The following is a 16,287-nucleotide window of genomic DNA, read 5'->3' as shown; positions in this document are numbered from 1 at the left end:
GGGCGGGCTGACGCTTGGCGGGGCGCTTCGCATCCGCGGCCAGCTTAAGCTCCTTGGTTTGCCATGGACCGTGGATGCTGCTGGTGGAATCGCGGCGGCACTGCTGGCAGGCTCGGTTGCCTATTCGCTCAAACCTGCCTGCGGTCTCGACTGGAAGGTTCGGATCACAGAATTGCCGCTGCTTGAAACAACGAACTTCGCCGAAGCAAAGGCCTTTGCGACGATCGACATCAATTCAGATGGCGTGGTGATGCAGAGGAAGAACAACAACACAATCGGGCTTCACTTTGAGGACAAGGATGATTTCAAAATTACGGTTCGGCTGTATCGCGTGGAGAAGGAGGGCTACAAGCCTTTGGGTACATGCGAGATTGATTTCTTGCACGCTCAACAGGCTCCGGACGAGCAGGCTGAAAATGGCAACTTGGTATTCTGGCTACAGGATAGGTCACCATTGGCGCTTAGTTTCAACAAGCGCTATGTAGATACCCTCGTCGAGGCTGACAGGAATTCGGACGCCGCCGACTACAAGAACCTCTGTCTCACCGGCGTATTCAGCACAGGCAGTGGTCCTGCCGACAAGGTAAACGTCATCACGCCGCTACAATTGGTGCGCAGCAAAGTGGCCTACGTTGGCCCACGTACCGGGCCGCTCAAGATATTCTACACTAAGAAAAAATCCGCCGCGCCCACTGACAGCAAGGCCGCCACTCGGCAGGTCGCGCAGGCGGAGGTGCGATCGTCCAATGAGGTGCTCACCCCGACTGGGACGGGCGGCGTCAGTAGCGCGCCCCCAATCACTACCCCAAAGACAAGCAATACGGTTGTTTCGCAATCCACGCCCGTTGCTGCTCCCGGATGTCAGCCTGATGCTACCATTCGACCACTTATCGATGCCTTCTTGAATGGCGATGATCTGGAGAAGAAGGTGCGTCAGGATCAAATCTATCCGAACTGGCCCAACGTAAATTGCTATGTTCTCCCGATCGCGACGAGTATTAATCCGGGAACTCTCCCGCAGCAGCAATCCCGAGCCCTAAAACTTCTGATCAATGCCATCATCAACAACAGCCTGATCCCGGGTGATCTGACCTACTGGCAATTGGAGGGGACGAAGAAGCGTGATTTCAGGAAATCGCTGCCTTACCTTCAGGACGGGGATATCCTGCGGATATTCGAGTTTGTCGCTTCCGATGAACCGCCTGTTAGAGCCGAAGCGCTTCGCTTCGTGAAACTGCTTCCGGTTGATGCACTTGAACGTCTTTTCAAGCTAAAACTCCAGCGGATGAAGGCCAACGCTGGCGAGAATCGTGACTCGCCAATCAAGACTGAGCGCTTCGCCGTTGCTGCGATATCGCTTTACTACAATCGCATTGTAGAGTCGCTCGACGGAGATGCTGACGCGAGCACGCGATCTGCGTTGGGCGCAGACTTCGCCTCAGGTTCGGAATGGGCCGTGGACGCCTTCTTGAATGGGCGAAGTGCGAAACCCTACGAAGCAATGCTACTCTATGCAAAAGGCATCGTTGAGCGGGAGCTCAAATTCACTGACAGTGGCACCCCGTCGTATCGTGCAACGTTTGCAAAAATGATCTCAAGACTCAAGCTGACTGAAGAATCCTATCCTTTACGGCCCCTGCACATCGCTCAGGCGATGGCCTACACCACTTCGTTGTCTGAGTCGGCTCTGACAGATATGCTGAAACAATTGCAGCAGGCCGAGCAGATCACACCCGCCTTGGCGCTGGACGAGAGCTTTCAGATAGCAGGAAAGTCTTTGCCCATGTTCTCTGGTCCAAGGAAGGATCTTGGGATTGGTGTTGCTGCGAGCACCAAGGATGGAGCGAACATATTGCTGCGTCTTGGAGATTGGTATTTCGTAAGGGGTAACGGGAAGATCGGATGGATTAGCCGCCTCTCCTGACGTCTTCGCTTCGTTGGCATGATCGTCAAGAACGGCTCCAGGGACCCGTTCTAATCTCAATTGTGGCGCCGGAGGAGTTCGGCAGGCCATCGGCCGGCTTAGTGTCGTTCGATGGAATCGCGTGCAGCGAGGGTGGAGCGGCCAGCTGGCCCGCCTGTGCCTCCGGTTGATCGGTTCCTTCAGTCGGTTCGGACAGCGGTCCCGGATCGCGCCCGCCGGCGAACTTGACCAGCGCGTCGACCCGGGACTGCACGGAAGGGTGGGTCGCGAACAGGTCGGCAAAGCCCTCGCGCGGATTGTCGACGCAGAGCTCCATCACCGCCGAGGTCGCGCCCGGCAGCTCGCCGCGGCCCTCGATCTTGCGCAGCGCCGAGATCATCGCGTCGGGGTCTTTCGTCAGCTCGACCGAACCGGCGTCGGCGAGATATTCGCGCGACCGCGACAGTGCGAGCTTCACCACCTGCGACAGCAGCCAGGCCAGCACGATCAGCACGATGGCGATGATGATGACGATGATCGCGCCGCCGCCGGAGCTCTTGCTGTCGCTCGACGACGAGGACGACCGCGACGACGAGGACGAGGAGCCGCCCGAGCTCCAGTTCAGATTCGTGAACAGGCGGAAGAACAATTCGCCGAAGAAGCCGACCACGCCGGCGATGATGACGGCGACCACCATCAGTTGCACATCGCCGTTCTTGATGTGGGTCAGCTCGTGGCCGAGCACCGCCTCGATCTCCTTGTCGTTGAGGGCATCGAGGAGACCCGTGGTGACCGTGATGGAATATTGCCGCGGATTGAGGCCGGTCGCGAACGCGTTCAGCGCCGGGCTCTCCATGATCTTCAGCTTCGGCATGGTGAGGCCGCGCGAGATGCAGAGGTTCTCGAGCAGATTGTAGAGCCGCGGCTGTTCCTGCCGGGTGACGCTGTGGCCGCCGGTCACGGCATCGATCATCGACTGGTGAAAGAAATAGGCGATCACGATCCAGACCGCCGCCACGACCGTTGCAATCGGCGCGGCCTTGAGCAGGTCCGAGAAGGCGTGTCTCAGATAGTACGCGGCGGTCTCACTGTCGTCGATGAACACCTCGGCCACCAGCGCGCCGGCATAGACCAGCACATAGACCAGCGCGAACAGGCCGGCGAGCAGCAGCATCGAACGAAGCTTGTTCGAGGCGATGTGCGTGTAGAGACCATACGCGGCCATGACGCGATGCCCTGCCGGCCTATCGGCTCAAATCAGAACTTCACCTGCGGCACGGTCTCGACCTCGGTGCGGCTGGCGCCGAGATCGAAGAAGTCCTTCTTGGTGAAGCCGAACATGCCCGCGAACAGAGCTGCGGGCAGCTGCTGGATGCCGGTATTGTATTCCTGCACCGCGTTGTTGAAGAAGCGGCGGCTCGCCGCGATCTTGTTTTCGAGGTCGGAGAGCTCGGACGCGAGCTGCTGGAAATTGGCGTTGGCCTTGAGGTCGGGATAGGCCTCCGACAGCGCGATCAGCCGGCCGAGCGCGCCGGAGAGCTGGTTCTCGGCCGCGGACACCTGCGCCGGACCCTGTGCCGACATCGCCGAATTGCGCGCCTTGATGACGTCGTCGAGCGTGCCGCGCTCGTGCGAGGCGTAGCCCTTCACCGTCTCGACCAGGTTCGGGATCAGGTCGTGACGCTGCTTGAGCTGCACGTCGATGTCGGCAAAGGCCTGGCCGACACGCTGGCTCAGCGCCACCAGGCGGTTGTAGGCGCTGAAAGCGATCAGCGCGAGGACGACGATGACGCCGAGAACGATCCAGCCGGTCGACATGGAGAACTCCTGAAGAGGGAAGAAGGCGGGCGCTAGGGTAGACGAAATTAACGCAGGATGAGAGCCCGGCGCGGAGGGAAGGTAAGACTTGGTCGGATCAGGAACGGCCCGAGTTCAAGGCAGGCACGGCCAGCGAAATTAACTTTCGGACATGACGGCATCGCCCCAGCGCCAGCGCCGGGCCTCGGCATAGGCCGCCTTGTCCCGCCGCGGGACGTTTGCCGGCGCAACCCCAGCCTCCGTGCAAAGCTTGGCCGCGATCTCGGCCTTGCCGACGTCCGGCGGTGCCAGCACGCGCGCGGCGCGGCTCGCGGGCGGGGTGCGGGTCAGGGCGACGTAGATGAAGCGCTCGTCCTCGAACGGCACCTCGGCGCCCTTGATCTGCCGGTGCGCCTGCGAGCGCGGCAGGCGCTGGCTGAAATGGCACCAGTCGGGCGCGATGAGCGGGCACGGCCTTTCGTGCGGGCAGGGCGCGGTGACGAAGGCGCCAGCTGCGATCAGCTGCTGGCGCAGGGCGAGGATGCGGGCATAGCCAGCGGGCGTGCCGGGCTCGATCACCACCAGCGCGTGGCGCGCCTTGGCCCACATCGCCTCGGTCAGCTTGCGCTGATCGGCCTCGCTGAGCTCGCCGATGATGTAGCTGGCGATGACGAAATCGGCCTGTGAGACCTCGGCGAGGTTGCCGCCGGCATCGCCGGGCAGATAACGGCACTCCGCCAATCGCGAGCTGCCGTGTGCCAGTTCGAGCGCGAGCCGGCTCAGCGTGGCGTTGGCATCGAGCAGGGTAAAATCCTGTAGCGACGGAAAGGCTTCCGCGGCGGCCCAGCTGGCGGTGCCCGGACCGGCGCCGACGTCGAGCAATGTTTCGGGGGCGAGATCAGGCGCGATCTCGGTGAGCGCATTGAGGCTCGCCGCCACCGCCGCGTAGGTCGCGGGCATGCGCGCCAGCGCATAAGCGAGCGCATCTGCGTCCGACTTGATCGTGCCGGAGGTGCCGCCGGCGCGATACGTAGTCGAGATCCTCTGCGAGCGCCGGGCCGCGTCGCTGCGAGAGAAGCCCTGCAGCTTGCCGTCGAGGGCGGCTTTCAGTTCGGCGGGAAGGGTGGGGGAGATCATCAGCAACCCCACGTCATTCCGGGGCTCGCGAAGCGAGAACCCGGAATCCATTTATCTGCAGCGTCGGTCGTACCATGGATTCCGGGTTCGATGCTGCGCATCGCCCCGGAATGACGGTCCAAGATCACGCCACGTTCTGGTCGAGAATGTCCACGGCCTCGGCGAGGCTCACCGACACCAGCTGCGACACGCCGCGCTCGGCCATGGTGACGCCGAACAGGCGGTTCATCCGCGCCATCGTGATCGGATTGTGCGTGATGATGATGAAGCGCGTGTCGGTCGAGCCGGTCATTTCGTGCAAGAGGTTGCAGTACCGTTCGACGTTGTGGTCGTCGAGCGGCGCGTCGACTTCGTCCAGCACGCAGATCGGCGACGGGTTGGTGAGGAACACCGCGAAGATCAGTGCCATCGCGGTCAGCGCCTGCTCGCCGCCCGAGAGCAGCGACAGCGTCTGCGGCTTCTTGCCCGGCGGCTTGGCGATGATTTCGAGGCCGGCTTCCAAGGGGTCGTCGCTCTCGATCAGGTGCAGCGCGGCTTCGCCGCCGCCGAACAGCTCGACGAACAGGCGCTTGAAGTGGTCGTTGACGACGTCGAACGAGGTCAGCAGCCGCTCGCGAGCTTCCTTGTTGAGGCTCTGGATGCCCTGGCGCAGCCGCTTGATGGCCTCGACCAGGTCGTCGCGCTCGGTGACGAGGCCGGTGTGCTGGGTCTCGACCTCGCGCAGCTCTTCCTCGGCGCGCAGATTGACGGCGCCGAGGCGCTCGCGGTCCCGGCGCATCTTCTCGAGGTCCTCCTCGATCTCGTGCAGCGGCGGCAGTTCGGCGCCGGGCTCGAGCTCGGCAAGGCCGGCGACGGCCTGCGGCTCGACCTCGAGCATGTCGCGGATCTCGCGCTCGATGTCTTCCAGACGGCGGCGGGCGCCTTCCATGCGCTCCTCGGCGCGGGCGGTGGCCTCGCGGGCACTCGACAGTGCTTCGAGCGTCAGCTTGGCGACTCGGTCGGTCTCGGCCATCGCGGTTTCCGCGGTGGCGAGCGCGTCGGCGGCCATGCGGCGGTCGTTCTCGGCGTATTCGATCTCGGTGATCAGCGCGCTGCGCTTTTCGGCGAACACGGCCGGGGCGTTTTCGAGCTCGCTGCGCTCGATCGTGAGCTCGGCGATGCGGGCCTGGATGGTGTCGATATGGGAGGCCGCGCTCTCCTTGCGGTTCTGCCACTCGGTGCGTTCGGCGAGGATCGCCTGCACGCGGCGATCGGCGAGCTCGGCTTCGCGTGCCAGCGCCTGCGCCTCGGCGCGGACCTGGGCGGCCATGCGGCGGCGGCCTTCGATGTCGCTGCGGACGGCGGCGAGCTGGGTTTCGGTGTCCTCGCTTGACGGCAGCTCGCCGATGCCGGCCTGGGCGTATTCGTAGGCGGCCTCGGCTTCGGCGCGATCGGCGGCGAGCCGGCTGTGCGCCTCCGACAGCGTCGCCTTGCGCGCGGCATGGCGGCTGATCTCGCGCTCGGCATTGGCGTGGCGCTCGCGCGCGACGTTGAGCTCGCGCTGCGCGGCGCGCCAGGCCTCGCGGCTAGCGCCCTCGGTGCTGGCCGCCATCTGCAGCTCGGACTCGGCGTTCTCCAGCGCCTGGCGCTTGATCTGCGCGTCGATGCGGGCCTGCTCCAGCTCGTTCTCGATGTCGACGAGGCGGGCACGCTCGGCCAGGCGCCGCGCGGCGCCGGTCGGGGCATGCGCCGCGGCAACAAAACCGTCCCAGCGCCAGACGTCGCCCTCAGGCGAGACTAGCCGCTGGCCGGTCTTGAGCTGCGACACCAGCTCGGCGCCGCGCTCGCGCGGGACGACACCGATCTGCGCGAGGCGACGCGCCAGCTCGGCCGGCGCCTGCACATGGTTGGAGAGCGGAACGGCGCCTTCGGGCAGCTCCGGATCGCCCTCGGTGTGTCCGACATTGGTCCAGCGCATCGGCGCCGACGGATCGATCGGCGCATCGAGATCGTCGCCGAGTGCCGCGCCGATCGCCTTTTCAAAGCCCTTGTCGACGGTGATGCCGTCGATGATCGGCGGCCACAAATTCTTGGTCTCGCCGTTGACGATCTTCGAGATCGTGCGCGCCTCGGTCTCGAGCCGCTGCACGCGCTTGTCGGCCTCGACCAGCGGCGAGCGTGAGGATTCCAGCGTCTGGCGTGCCGCGACATGCGCCGCTTCGCTGGCCTGCGCCGCAGCTTCGGAGGCCGCCAGCGTCTCTTCCGCCGTCTCGACCAGCGCGGTCAGCTCGTCGAGATCGCCGAAGCCGCCGGTTGCTTCGGTGAGCTTCTGCTCTTCCGCCGTGACGTTCGCGATCTCCTGATCGAGCCGGGCGAGCTTGTCGCGATGGGTGCGGACGTTGGCCTCGAGCTGGTTGCGCTTGGCGGTGAGGTCGGCGAGTGCGGTGGTGAGCTCGGCGAAGCGCTGCTCGGTTTCGGTCAGCACCGCCTCGGCCTCGGCAACGCGCTCGTCGACGCCGGAGCGCTTCTCGACGCGCGACTTGATCTCTTCCTTCAGCTCGGCATCTTCGGCGTCGAGCCGCTGCAGCGCGACGTCGGCGTCCATGGTCTGCTGCTGGGCGCGGGAGATGTCGCCCTCGAACTGGGCGAGGCGGCGCTCGAGCTCGGCGACGCGCTCCTTGGCGCGCTCTTCCTCACGGTCGAGCTGCTCGCGGGCATTGGTCAGGCGCTGCAGGCCGGCGGCGGCGCGCGCTTCGGCATCGCGCAGCGCCGGCATCTCGGCGGCGCGGATCGCCTGGATGCGGGCCGCTTCGGCCTGGTGCTGGGTGCGCTCGGCCATCTCGCGCACGGCGAGATCGTGGGTCTGGCCGGATTCGTTGACGTCGGCATGGGCACCGACCCAGCGCAGGTGGAACAGCGTGGCTTCGGCCTTGCGGACCTTGGCGGCGACCTCGCGATAGCGCACGGCCTGGCGGGCCTGCTTCTTCAGGCCTTCCATCTGGCCGGAGAGCTGGCCGATCACATCCTCGACGCGGGTGAGATTGGTTTCGGCCGCCTTCAGCCGCAGCTCGGCCTCGTGACGGCGGGCATGCAGGCCGGCAACGCCCGCGGCATCTTCCAGCACGCGGCGGCGCTGCTCGGGCTTGGCCTGGATGATCTCGCCGATCTTGCCCTGGTGAACGAGGGCGGGCGAGCGTGCGCCGGTGGCGGCGTCCGCGAACAGGATCTGCACGTCGCGGGCCCGCACGTCGCGGCCGTTGATGCGGTAGACCGAGCCCGCCTCGCGCTCGATGCGGCGGGAGATTTCCAGGATCTGGCTGTCGTTCATCGCCGCCGGCGCGGTGCGATCGGCATTGTCGATCGTCATCGTCACTTCGGCATGGTTGCGCGCCGGACGGTTGCCGGAGCCGGCGAAGATCACCGCATCCATGTCGGCCGCGCGCAGCGACTTGTAGGAGGTCTCGCCCATCGCCCAGCGCAGCGCCTCGACGAGATTCGACTTGCCGCAGCCGTTGGGGCCGACAACGCCGGTCAGGCCGGGCTCGATGACGAAGTCCGTGGGCTCAACGAAGGACTTGAAACCGTGAAGGCGCAGGCGGGTGATTTTCATAAGCACGCATCTCTGTTGGCAGGCGCGAATCCCCCTGCCGGGACAATACCATGGAAGGCAATGTCGCTGTCTGGGTGAGTCGCGCGAGGCGCCTCATGCGGCTGGACAATGGCCGCGGTGCGCCGCGAGGGCAACCGGCGAAAGCCGCTTTTCCCAAGGGATTTATGCCGGGAAAGATACGGCTTTCGAGATGCGAATCAGGATCTTGACGCGCGAATCAGCTCTTCAGCAGCGGGTTGATCTTCTTGGCGAACTCCTCGAACGAGGTGTCGCCCTTGATCTTCTCGCCGTTGATGAAGAAGGTCGGCGTCGAATCCACCTTGAGCACGTCGCTGGCATATTTCTGGTCGGCGGCAATCTTGTCGAGCAGCGCCTGGTCCTTCAGGCAGGCCTCGACCTGCTGCTGGGTGAGGCCGGCCTGCTTGCCGATCCGCGTCAGGGTCTCGGTGGTGTTCTTCATCACCCAGTCATTCTGCTGGCGGAACAGCATGTCGGTGACCGCGAAGTATTTCGGCGCATCGTCCTTGGCGATGCAGCGCGACAGCATCGAGCCGGCGGCGGCTTTGATGTCGAGCGGGAACTCGCGGAAGATGTAACGCACCTTGCCGGTGTCGATGTATTCCGTCTTGATCTTCGGGAACACCTGCTCGTTGAAGGCGGCGCAGTGCGGGCACGTCATCGAGGCGTATTCGGTGATGGTGACGGCGGCATCCTTCGGGCCGAGCGCCATGTCGGGCAGCGACACCGGCTTGGCGACGTCGGCGGCCGACTGCGCCATTGCTTCAGGGATCATGGCGTCCGAGATGAACCGCAGCGGCGAGAGCCCGGCGAACGCGGCAAGCCCGGTCAGCGACAGCATCGTGGTGAAGGCGCGGCGGGTGATGATCAAGGTCGGCTCCCGGGATTGGCAAGGTTCGCCCGAAGGACGGGTCAAGGTTTCCTGCTCGGACGGCCTGTCGCTAGCTTGAAACGTCGTTTGAGGCAATGGCGGGCGCTACGGACAGGTCCAGTTTGGCCGCGGAATGAGGCTCAATTTCGCTTGATGGCGGCCCCGAGGCGCGCCAGCGCGGTCTTCAGTTCTTCATCTTCGATCTCGGTCAGGTTCTCCGCCACCTTGGCGACGGCCTTGGGGTCGGGTGGGCCGGGCCGCTTCCGGGCCCGCGGCCGCGACAGGGGTGCCTGGCGGAAGGCCAGCTTGCCGACCGCGCTCCAGCCGAAGAAGCGGTTGACCCGCTCCAGGATCACGTCGGCCGAATGCTGGATCTCCAGCGCCATCGGCCCCTCGACCCGCAGCACCAGGGTTGCCGACTCCTGCGGCTGACCCTCCACCGGCCGCGGCCATTGCATCTTGAGCGGCTCGGCATGGGCCGCGATCTCCGGCCCCGCGATCTGCGCCCACCGCGTCACCAGCTCGCGCGCCGCAAAGCCCTGCTTGGCATAGGCCTCGGCAAAGACGTCGTCGAGCAGGATCCCGAGCGGTTTGGCGCTGACGCGGCCGGGCTTGAAGATGGGGCCGGATTTGGACATGAGCCGTCCGTTATGCCGCGGCGCGAGGCCGGATCGCCTTGAGGTCGCGATCGATCTCGCGCCGTCGTTGCATCAGATCATAGTCCATCTGCAGACCCAGGAAAAAGCCCTCCGACAGACCGAAATAGCGGGCGAGCCGCAGGTCAGTGTCGGCGGTGATGTCGCGCTTGCCGAGGACGATCTCGTTGATCCGCCGCGGCGGGACGTGAACGGCCCGCGCCAGCGCGTTCTGGCTCAGCTCCATCGGCTTCAAAAACTCCTCCAGCAGGATCTCGCCGGGATGGGGATTGCGGAGGAACCCGTTCCTAGTGGTAGTCGACGATTTCGACATCTCTCGGTCCTCCTTCATCGCACACAAAACAGATGCGCCACTGATCGTTGATCCGGATCGAGTGCTGACCTTCGCGGTTGGCTTTCAGGGCTTCCAGCCGATTGCCCGGCGGAACCTTGAGATCCCGCCAACACCCGCGCCTGGTTTAGCAAGCGCAGCTTTCGCAAAGCCACATTCTGAATGTCGGACGGCAGTTTTCGACTTCGCCGACCGGACCAGATCAACTCTGTCTCGGAGTTGGCGAAGCTCTGGATCATGTCTGTGTATAACGCAAGGCGTTATAGGGCGCAACGGTCCGGTCGCGCTGGCCACAGGCGGAATCCTCCTCTAGTAAAGGTGCATGCTCTCCACGACTGCGCGCAAGAAGGAACAGAGTACGGCGTCGTCGGTTCGCCCGCTCGCGCTCCTGCAATGGTACGATCGCCATCGCCGCCGACTGCCTTGGCGCGCCGGGCCGGGCGAGGCGTCCGATCCTTACCGCGTCTGGCTCTCCGAGATCATGCTCCAGCAGACCACCGTGAAGGCGGTCGGCCCTTATTTCGAAAAATTCGTCGCGCGCTGGCCGGATGTCACGGCGCTGGGGCGAGCCTCGCAGGACGACGTGCTGCGGATGTGGGCCGGGCTCGGCTATTACTCGCGCGCACGCAACCTCCATGCCTGCGCCGTGGCGGTGACGCGCGAGCATGGCGGCGTGTTTCCGGATACCGAGGAGGGGCTGCGCGCGCTGCCGGGGATCGGGCCCTACACGGCGGCGGCGATTGCGGCGATCGCGTTCGACCGCCGCACCATGCCGGTCGACGGCAATATCGAGCGCGTGGTGTCGCGGCTGTTCGCGGTCGAGGAGGAGCTGCCGCAAGCCAAGCCGCTCATCCAGCAACTGGCCGCGACGCTGCTGGCGGAGTCTCGCGCCGGCGACAGCGCGCAGGCGCTGATGGATCTCGGCGCCTCGATCTGCACGCCGAAGAAGCCGGCCTGCTCGCTGTGTCCGTTCACAGAGGACTGCACGGCACGCGCGCAGGGCACCCAGGAGACGTTCCCGCGCAAGGCACCGAAGAAGAGCGGGACGCTCAGGCGCGGCGCCGCCTTCGTGGTCACGCGCGGTGCCGAATTGCTGGTTCGCTCGCGGGCCGAAAAGGGGTTGCTCGGCGGCATGACGGAGGTGCCGTGCTCGGACTGGCTCGCCGGCCAGGACGACGCAACGGCGAAGCAGCAGGCGCCGCAGCTCAAGGGGCTGTCGCGCTGGCAGCGCAAGGTGGGCGTCGTCACCCACGTCTTCACGCATTTTCCGCTCGAGCTGGTGGTCTACACGGCCAAGGCCGAGGCCCGGGTCCGCGCGCCCGAGGGCATGCGTTGGGTGCCGATCGCGACTCTGGCAGATGAGGCGCTGCCCAACGTCATGCGCAAGGTCATCGCGCATGGATTGGATCTCTAGCATCCATCCTGCTGACAGCAGGCTGTCAGCAGTCTTGCGCTAACAGGGGGCAAAGGAGATCTCGCATGGTCAAGACCGCGCTCGATAACTTCCCAAGGCCCCCATGCGCCGAGCTGCTCGGCTGGCGCCTGCTCGATGCCCGTCCGGAGGAGGGCTGGATCAAGCTCGGCTTCGACGGCAAGCCGGAGTTCTGCAACCCCGCGGGCTTCATCCAGGGCGGCATGCTCTCGGCGATGCTCGACGACACCATGGGTCCGGCGGTGCTGGTGATGAGCGAGGGCCGGCTCTACACCACCACGATCAGCATGACCGTGAATTTTTTGGCACCCGCAAAGCCCGGTCCGATCACCGGCGAAGCCAAGGTCACGCAGCTCGGCAAGACCATCGCCTTCGTCGAAGCCAAGCTGATGGCAGAGGACGGCACGGTGCTGGCGACGGCAAGCGCCAGCGAGCGATTGTTGGAGGCGGCGAGGGTGGTGGGAAAATAGTTCGGCGGTGCGCACTGCTCTTCCTTCTCCCCTTGCGGGAGAAGGTGGCGCGAAGCGCCGGATGAGGGTTTGCCTCAGCGAATTCTACGGCAAAAGATTTACCTGCGGACAGAACCCCTCACCCAAGTGAGTCCGCTTCTACCTGCGTCGCTGCCCTCTCCCGCAAGGGGAGAGGGCGTATTCGCGCACATCTCGCCTTGAGCAAAGAACTCACCCCTTCGCCCGCGCGTCCTTGCTTACGATCGGCGGCTTCGCATTCAGCGCCTCGACCTGAAATCCCGCAACGCGCTTGTAGTTCGCGGCGATGTCCTCCAGCTCCTTTTGCGACAGCACGTCGGTGACGACCTTGTACCCGTCAGGCGCGCGCTCCTCGACCAGCTGCATCACCTGCTCGGGACCGTTCTTGCGGTTGAGCAGGACGAGGTCGGTGGTTGCGGCCCGCCGCTCGGCCTCATAGGCGAGCAGTGCCGCCTGCGTCGGACCGTGCGCCAGGATTTCGCGCGTGATGACGCGCGCGTCGAGGATCGCCTGCGAGGCGCCGTTCGAGCCGATCGGGTACATCGGATGCGCGGCATCGCCCATCAGCGTGACGCGGCCGAAGGTCCATTGCGACACCGGATCGCGGTCGACCAGCGGATATTCGTAAGCGTGCGGGCAGTTCCTGATCAGGGCGGGCACGTCGAGCCAGTCGAACTGCCAGCTTTCGAACCAGGGCAGGAACTCATCGAGCCGCGCCGTGCGGTTATAGTCCTCGCGACGCCACTGATAGGTCGGCGGCATGTGGCGCTCCGCGACCCAGTTGATGAGGTGGTTGCCGTCGGCGTCCGCTTCTTTCGAGATCGGATAGCAGACGAATTTCAGGATCTCGTGACCGGCCATGATCATGCTGCGGCCGGTGAGGAAGGCTTTGGCCGGCGTGACGCCGCGCCAGAGGATGCGGCCGTTCCAGATCGGCGGGCCTTCGTTCGGATAGAGCTTTTCTCGTGCGGCGGAATGGATGCCGTCGGCGGCGATCAGGATCGTGCCCTCGTAGGTGCCGGCGGCCTTGCCGGTCGCCCTGTCGACAAAGTCGGCGCGCACGCCGCCCGCCGTCTCGCTCCAGCCGGTCAGATGATGGCTGGTGAGGATGTTGTCGCGGCCGAGCCGCTCGAGCGCGGTGTCGAGCAGGATCTGCTGCAGCGTGCCGCGATGGATCGAGAATTGCGGCCATTTGTAGCCGGCCTCAAGGCCGCGCGGCTCGCTCCAGATCGGCTTGCCGTGCTTGGAGAAATATGCGAGCTCGCGCGTCCGCACACCGCTGGCGTCCAGCTTGTCCAGCAGGCCGAGCTCGATCAGCTCGCGCACCGCATGCGGCAGCACGTTGATGCCGACCCCGAGCGGCTTCAGTTCCGCGACACTCTCGAACACTTTCACGGGAACGCCGATTTGATGCAGGCTGAGCGCAAGCGTCAGCCCGCCGATGCCGCCACCGGCGATGAGTACCGTCATGAGAAAACCCCTCCGATGGAGGCGTCTTGGCACAGCCGGGCGGCCGTGGGCAACTGCGAACAGGCCGCCTATGGACGGCGCGGCGGAGGACCGTTAACCTCCGGTTTTCCCCATGAGGTCCGACATGCTCAAGCTCTACTACGCCACCGGCACCTGCGCGCTCGCCACCTACATCACCCTGGAAGAGGCCGGCGCCGACTACACCGCTGAGCGGCTGAGCTTCAAGGATAACCAGCAGAACAGCCCGGACTATCTCGCCATCAACCCGAAGGGCCGGGTGCCGGCGCTGGTCACCGACCGCGGCGTCCTGACCGAGACGCCGGCGATGCTGGCTTACCTCGCGCAGACCTTCCCCAAGGCGAAGCTCGCGCCGCTCGACGATCCCTTCGACTTTGCCCAGGTGCAGTCGTTCAACTCCTATCTCTGCTCGACCGTGCACATCAACCACGCCCACAAGATGCGCGGCGCGCGCTGGGCGACGGAGGAGAGCTCGTTCGCCGACATGAAGGCGATGGTGCCGAAGACCATGGGCGCTTGCTTCAAGCTGATCGAGCAGAAGATGTTTCGGGGACCCTGGGTGATGGGCGATCAGTACACGATCTGCGATCCCTATCTCTATACGCTCTCGACCTGGCTCGAAGGCGACAGCGTCGACATCAATGCGACGCCGAAGATCGCCGATCACTTCAAGCGCATGTCCGATCGCCCCGCGGTGAGCAAGGTGATGGCGGCGCAGAAGGCGTAGGAGCGCAGCTGTTGTGGGGTGGGTTAGCGCAGCGTAACCCACCTCTTCTGTCGCTGCGGAAGCCAAAGTGGTGGGTTACGCCTTCGGCTAACCCACCCTACGAGAGCTTGCTACGGGAGTTTCCGCCTGGCTTGCTCCAGCTGCCGCCCCGTCTCCAGCATCAGCCTTCTCAGCCAGATCGAACCGGGGTCCATCTGCGCGCGCGTCGGGTGGAACATGAACTGCTCGTCGATCCCGGGATCGAACGGCGGCGTCACCGCGACGAGGCCGAGCTGCTTCGACAGCGCGGCGATCAGCCGGCGCGGCACGAAGGCGACGAGATCGGTGCGCGCGGCAACGTGCAAGGCTTCGAGATAGCCTGGCACGACCAGCGAGATATGTCGCTCGACGCCTTTGCTGTGCAGCCAGGTGTCGATGAGATCCTCGGCGTTGCCTCGGATGATCACGCCGACATGGCGGGCGGCCAGGAACGCCTCGCGCCGCTTCAGCCTCGCTCCGACGGGATGGCCGCGCCGCACCGCCAGCGCGTCGCTGTCGGTGTAGAGCAACTGGCGATGAAACCCCTTGAAGGCGTTGCCGATCGAGATCACGAGATCGATGGTGCGGGCGAACTCGGCGTGGAAGATCGCAGGTCCCCGCCACGGCACCACGTCGATGCGGACGTTGGGGGCAAGGCGCGTCACTTTCGCCATCAAGGGCGGCATCAACAGCTCGACCGCGAGATCCGGCATCATCAGGCGGAACTGCCGCTCGCTGCGCGCGGCATCGAAGTCATCGGGCACGAACAGCCCGCGGACCTGGTCGAGCGCCTGCGCCAGCGGCGCACGCAGCGACTGGGCCCGCGGCGTCAGCTCCATCCGTACGCCCGTGCGCACCAGCAGCGGGTCACCGAAGATGTCGCGCAGGCGCTGCAATGCGTGGCTCGTGGCCGGCTGTGACAGGCCAATCCTCAGGGCCGCGCGGCTGACATTGGCTTCGCGGAGCAATGCGTCGAGCGCGGTCAACAGGTTGAGGTCGAGCGTTTTCAAATTCATGAGGTGAATAGATATCATATTTCATATCGATTTGAAGAATGACGTTGGCCCGGCGATGATCTCGGCGTTGTCACCACGAGGAGATGCCGCCATGAACGCGAGCGCCAACAAGAAACTGCTGCAGGATATCTTTGCCGCGGCCGCCAATCCCGATCCCGCCGCGCGCGACCGCGCCCTGTTCAGCGCAAGTCTCGCCGACGACGCCAAATGGGTCGTCACCGGGCAATATTCCTGGTCGCGCACCTTTGCCGGCAAGGAGGCGATCCTCAAGGATCTGCACGGTTATGTCCGCACGCGCTTGCGCGACCGCACGCGTACCGTCGCCCATCGCTTCATCGCCGATGACGACATCGTGGTGGTCGAAGCCAAGGGCGATAACGTCACGCCCGAGGGCGTGCGTTACGACAACGATTATTGCCTCGTGTTTCGTCTGGAGGACGGCAGGATCAAGGAGATTCGCGAGTACTGCGACTCCATGCTGACCGAGAAGGCGCTCGGCCCGTTTCCGCAAGCCCCCGCGAGGGCCGCGGGCTAACGGCTTGGACGAGGTCGCGTCCACCGGCCGCTCCTGTTCGTCACGGCCCGCGATGTTTGTGCGGGCCTGCCGGGCGCTGCTGGAACTCCTGCAGGCGCGGCGCGCGCGGTCTCGGGTCCGCTGCCAGCTCGCGGCCATGACCGAACGCGAGCTTCAGGATTTCGGGATGTCCCGGAGCGAGATCGAGCACGAGCTCAGAAAGCCGGTTCGGCGGAAATGAACGGAGTGGACCCCCGATGTCTCGCCTCTCGCAGTGCCAAGGCCGGCGGAACTATTGCGTG

General features: G+C 65.0%; 15 protein-coding genes and 1 pseudogene. 6 read left to right on the top strand and 10 right to left on the bottom strand.

What is annotated here, in order from left to right; genetic code table 11:
- Positions 1–1,924, top strand: a 1,924-nt coding sequence (locus tag I6F21_RS33505; protein WP_225184082.1) for a hypothetical protein, incomplete at its 5' end; no start/stop codon positions are given.
- Between the two features lie 25 nt (positions 1,925–1,949).
- Here I6F21_RS33505 and I6F21_RS33500 read toward each other — a convergent pair.
- The 8 genes and pseudogenes from I6F21_RS33500 to I6F21_RS33465 form a co-directional block, all read right to left on the bottom strand.
- Entirely contained in the window at positions 1,950–3,128 is a 1,179-nt protein-coding gene (locus I6F21_RS33500) for a M48 family metallopeptidase (RefSeq protein WP_225141502.1), read from the bottom strand.
- A 32-nt stretch (positions 3,129–3,160) separates the two neighbouring features.
- Positions 3,161–3,721, bottom strand: a complete 561-nt coding sequence (locus tag I6F21_RS33495) for a LemA family protein (protein WP_036006288.1) — start codon at positions 3,719–3,721, stop codon at positions 3,161–3,163.
- 138 nt (positions 3,722–3,859) lie between these two features.
- Complete coding sequence (locus tag I6F21_RS33490; protein ID WP_225141504.1) at positions 3,860–4,837, bottom strand: small ribosomal subunit Rsm22 family protein; 978 nt, start codon at positions 4,835–4,837, stop codon at positions 3,860–3,862.
- 124 nt (positions 4,838–4,961) lie between these two features.
- On the bottom strand, positions 4,962–8,426 hold the full coding sequence (gene smc / locus I6F21_RS33485; RefSeq protein ID WP_057026280.1) for a chromosome segregation protein SMC: 3,465 nt from the start codon (positions 8,424–8,426) through the stop codon (positions 4,962–4,964).
- A 217-nt stretch (positions 8,427–8,643) separates the two neighbouring features.
- Positions 8,644–9,315, bottom strand: coding sequence for a DsbA family protein (locus I6F21_RS33480; RefSeq protein ID WP_036006292.1), 672 nt, complete (start codon positions 9,313–9,315; stop codon positions 8,644–8,646).
- 140 nt (positions 9,316–9,455) lie between these two features.
- Positions 9,456–9,953, bottom strand: a complete 498-nt coding sequence (locus I6F21_RS33475; RefSeq protein WP_109144991.1) for a DciA family protein — start codon at positions 9,951–9,953, stop codon at positions 9,456–9,458.
- Between the two features lie 10 nt (positions 9,954–9,963).
- On the bottom strand, positions 9,964–10,284 hold the full coding sequence (locus tag I6F21_RS33470; RefSeq protein ID WP_036024868.1) for a HigA family addiction module antitoxin: 321 nt from the start codon (positions 10,282–10,284) through the stop codon (positions 9,964–9,966).
- Positions 10,259–10,541: pseudogene (locus I6F21_RS33465) on the bottom strand (type II toxin-antitoxin system RelE/ParE family toxin). Before I6F21_RS33465 ends, I6F21_RS33470 begins: the two are co-directional and overlap by 26 nt.
- An 83-nt stretch (positions 10,542–10,624) precedes the next feature.
- On the opposite strand from I6F21_RS33465, the gene mutY reads away from it, so the two are divergent.
- Positions 10,625–11,716 (top strand): A/G-specific adenine glycosylase, encoded by a 1,092-nt coding sequence (mutY, locus tag I6F21_RS33460; protein WP_225141505.1) that lies wholly within the window; start codon positions 10,625–10,627, stop codon positions 11,714–11,716.
- A gap of 65 nt (positions 11,717–11,781) precedes the next feature.
- Positions 11,782–12,204 carry a PaaI family thioesterase gene (locus tag I6F21_RS33455; RefSeq protein ID WP_036006298.1) on the top strand — a complete coding sequence of 141 codons (423 nt, stop codon included), beginning with the start codon at positions 11,782–11,784 and terminating at the stop codon, positions 12,202–12,204.
- Positions 12,205–12,414: 210 nt separating this feature from the next.
- On the opposite strand, the gene I6F21_RS33450 is transcribed toward I6F21_RS33455, so the two are convergent.
- Complete coding sequence (locus tag I6F21_RS33450) at positions 12,415–13,692, bottom strand: flavin-dependent oxidoreductase (RefSeq protein WP_225141507.1); 1,278 nt, start codon at positions 13,690–13,692, stop codon at positions 12,415–12,417.
- A 124-nt stretch (positions 13,693–13,816) separates the two neighbouring features.
- Here I6F21_RS33450 and I6F21_RS33445 point away from each other — a divergent pair, with 124 nt between their 5' ends.
- Positions 13,817–14,437 (top strand): glutathione S-transferase family protein, encoded by a 621-nt coding sequence (locus I6F21_RS33445; protein WP_036006329.1) that lies wholly within the window; start codon positions 13,817–13,819, stop codon positions 14,435–14,437.
- A 110-nt stretch (positions 14,438–14,547) separates the two neighbouring features.
- On the opposite strand, the gene I6F21_RS33440 is transcribed toward I6F21_RS33445, so the two are convergent.
- Positions 14,548–15,471, bottom strand: coding sequence for a LysR family transcriptional regulator (locus tag I6F21_RS33440; RefSeq protein WP_225141508.1), 924 nt, complete (start codon positions 15,469–15,471; stop codon positions 14,548–14,550).
- A gap of 91 nt (positions 15,472–15,562) precedes the next feature.
- On the opposite strand from I6F21_RS33440, the gene I6F21_RS33435 reads away from it, so the two are divergent.
- Together I6F21_RS33435 and I6F21_RS33430 are read left to right on the top strand one after the other, a co-directional pair.
- Positions 15,563–16,006: a nuclear transport factor 2 family protein gene (locus tag I6F21_RS33435; RefSeq protein WP_225141510.1), complete on the top strand. Its 444-nt coding sequence runs from the start codon at positions 15,563–15,565 to the stop codon at positions 16,004–16,006.
- Between the two features lie 4 nt (positions 16,007–16,010).
- Positions 16,011–16,226: a DUF1127 domain-containing protein gene (locus tag I6F21_RS33430; RefSeq protein WP_225141512.1), complete on the top strand. Its 216-nt coding sequence runs from the start codon at positions 16,011–16,013 to the stop codon at positions 16,224–16,226.
- Positions 16,227–16,287 lie beyond the last annotated feature (61 nt).

Origin of the sequence: Bradyrhizobium sp. NBAIM03 (assembly GCF_020194055.1) — a bacterium.
Lineage (GTDB): Bacteria > Pseudomonadota > Alphaproteobacteria > Rhizobiales > Xanthobacteraceae > Bradyrhizobium > Bradyrhizobium yuanmingense.
Note: the sequence above shows the minus strand (reverse complement) of the source record. Positions and strands in the feature narration are given on the sequence as shown.

Coding starts and splice junctions, on each gene's coding strand:
- I6F21_RS33500 (WP_225141502.1), bottom strand. CDS start 3,128: ATGGCCGCGTATGGTCTCTACACGCACATCGCCTCGAACAAGCTTCGT.
- I6F21_RS33495 (WP_036006288.1), bottom strand. CDS start 3,721: ATGTCGACCGGCTGGATCGTTCTCGGCGTCATCGTCGTCCTCGCGCTG.
- I6F21_RS33490 (WP_225141504.1), bottom strand. CDS start 4,837: ATGATCTCCCCCACCCTTCCCGCCGAACTGAAAGCCGCCCTCGACGGC.
- smc (WP_057026280.1), bottom strand. CDS start 8,426: ATGAAAATCACCCGCCTGCGCCTTCACGGTTTCAAGTCCTTCGTTGAG.
- I6F21_RS33475 (WP_109144991.1), bottom strand. CDS start 9,953: ATGTCCAAATCCGGCCCCATCTTCAAGCCCGGCCGCGTCAGCGCCAAA.
- I6F21_RS33470 (WP_036024868.1), bottom strand. CDS start 10,284: ATGTCGAAATCGTCGACTACCACTAGGAACGGGTTCCTCCGCAATCCC.
- mutY (WP_225141505.1), top strand. CDS start 10,625: ATGCTCTCCACGACTGCGCGCAAGAAGGAACAGAGTACGGCGTCGTCG.
- I6F21_RS33455 (WP_036006298.1), top strand. CDS start 11,782: ATGGTCAAGACCGCGCTCGATAACTTCCCAAGGCCCCCATGCGCCGAG.
- I6F21_RS33450 (WP_225141507.1), bottom strand. CDS start 13,692: ATGACGGTACTCATCGCCGGTGGCGGCATCGGCGGGCTGACGCTTGCG.
- I6F21_RS33445 (WP_036006329.1), top strand. CDS start 13,817: ATGCTCAAGCTCTACTACGCCACCGGCACCTGCGCGCTCGCCACCTAC.
- I6F21_RS33440 (WP_225141508.1), bottom strand. CDS start 15,471: ATGAATTTGAAAACGCTCGACCTCAACCTGTTGACCGCGCTCGACGCA.
- I6F21_RS33435 (WP_225141510.1), top strand. CDS start 15,563: ATGAACGCGAGCGCCAACAAGAAACTGCTGCAGGATATCTTTGCCGCG.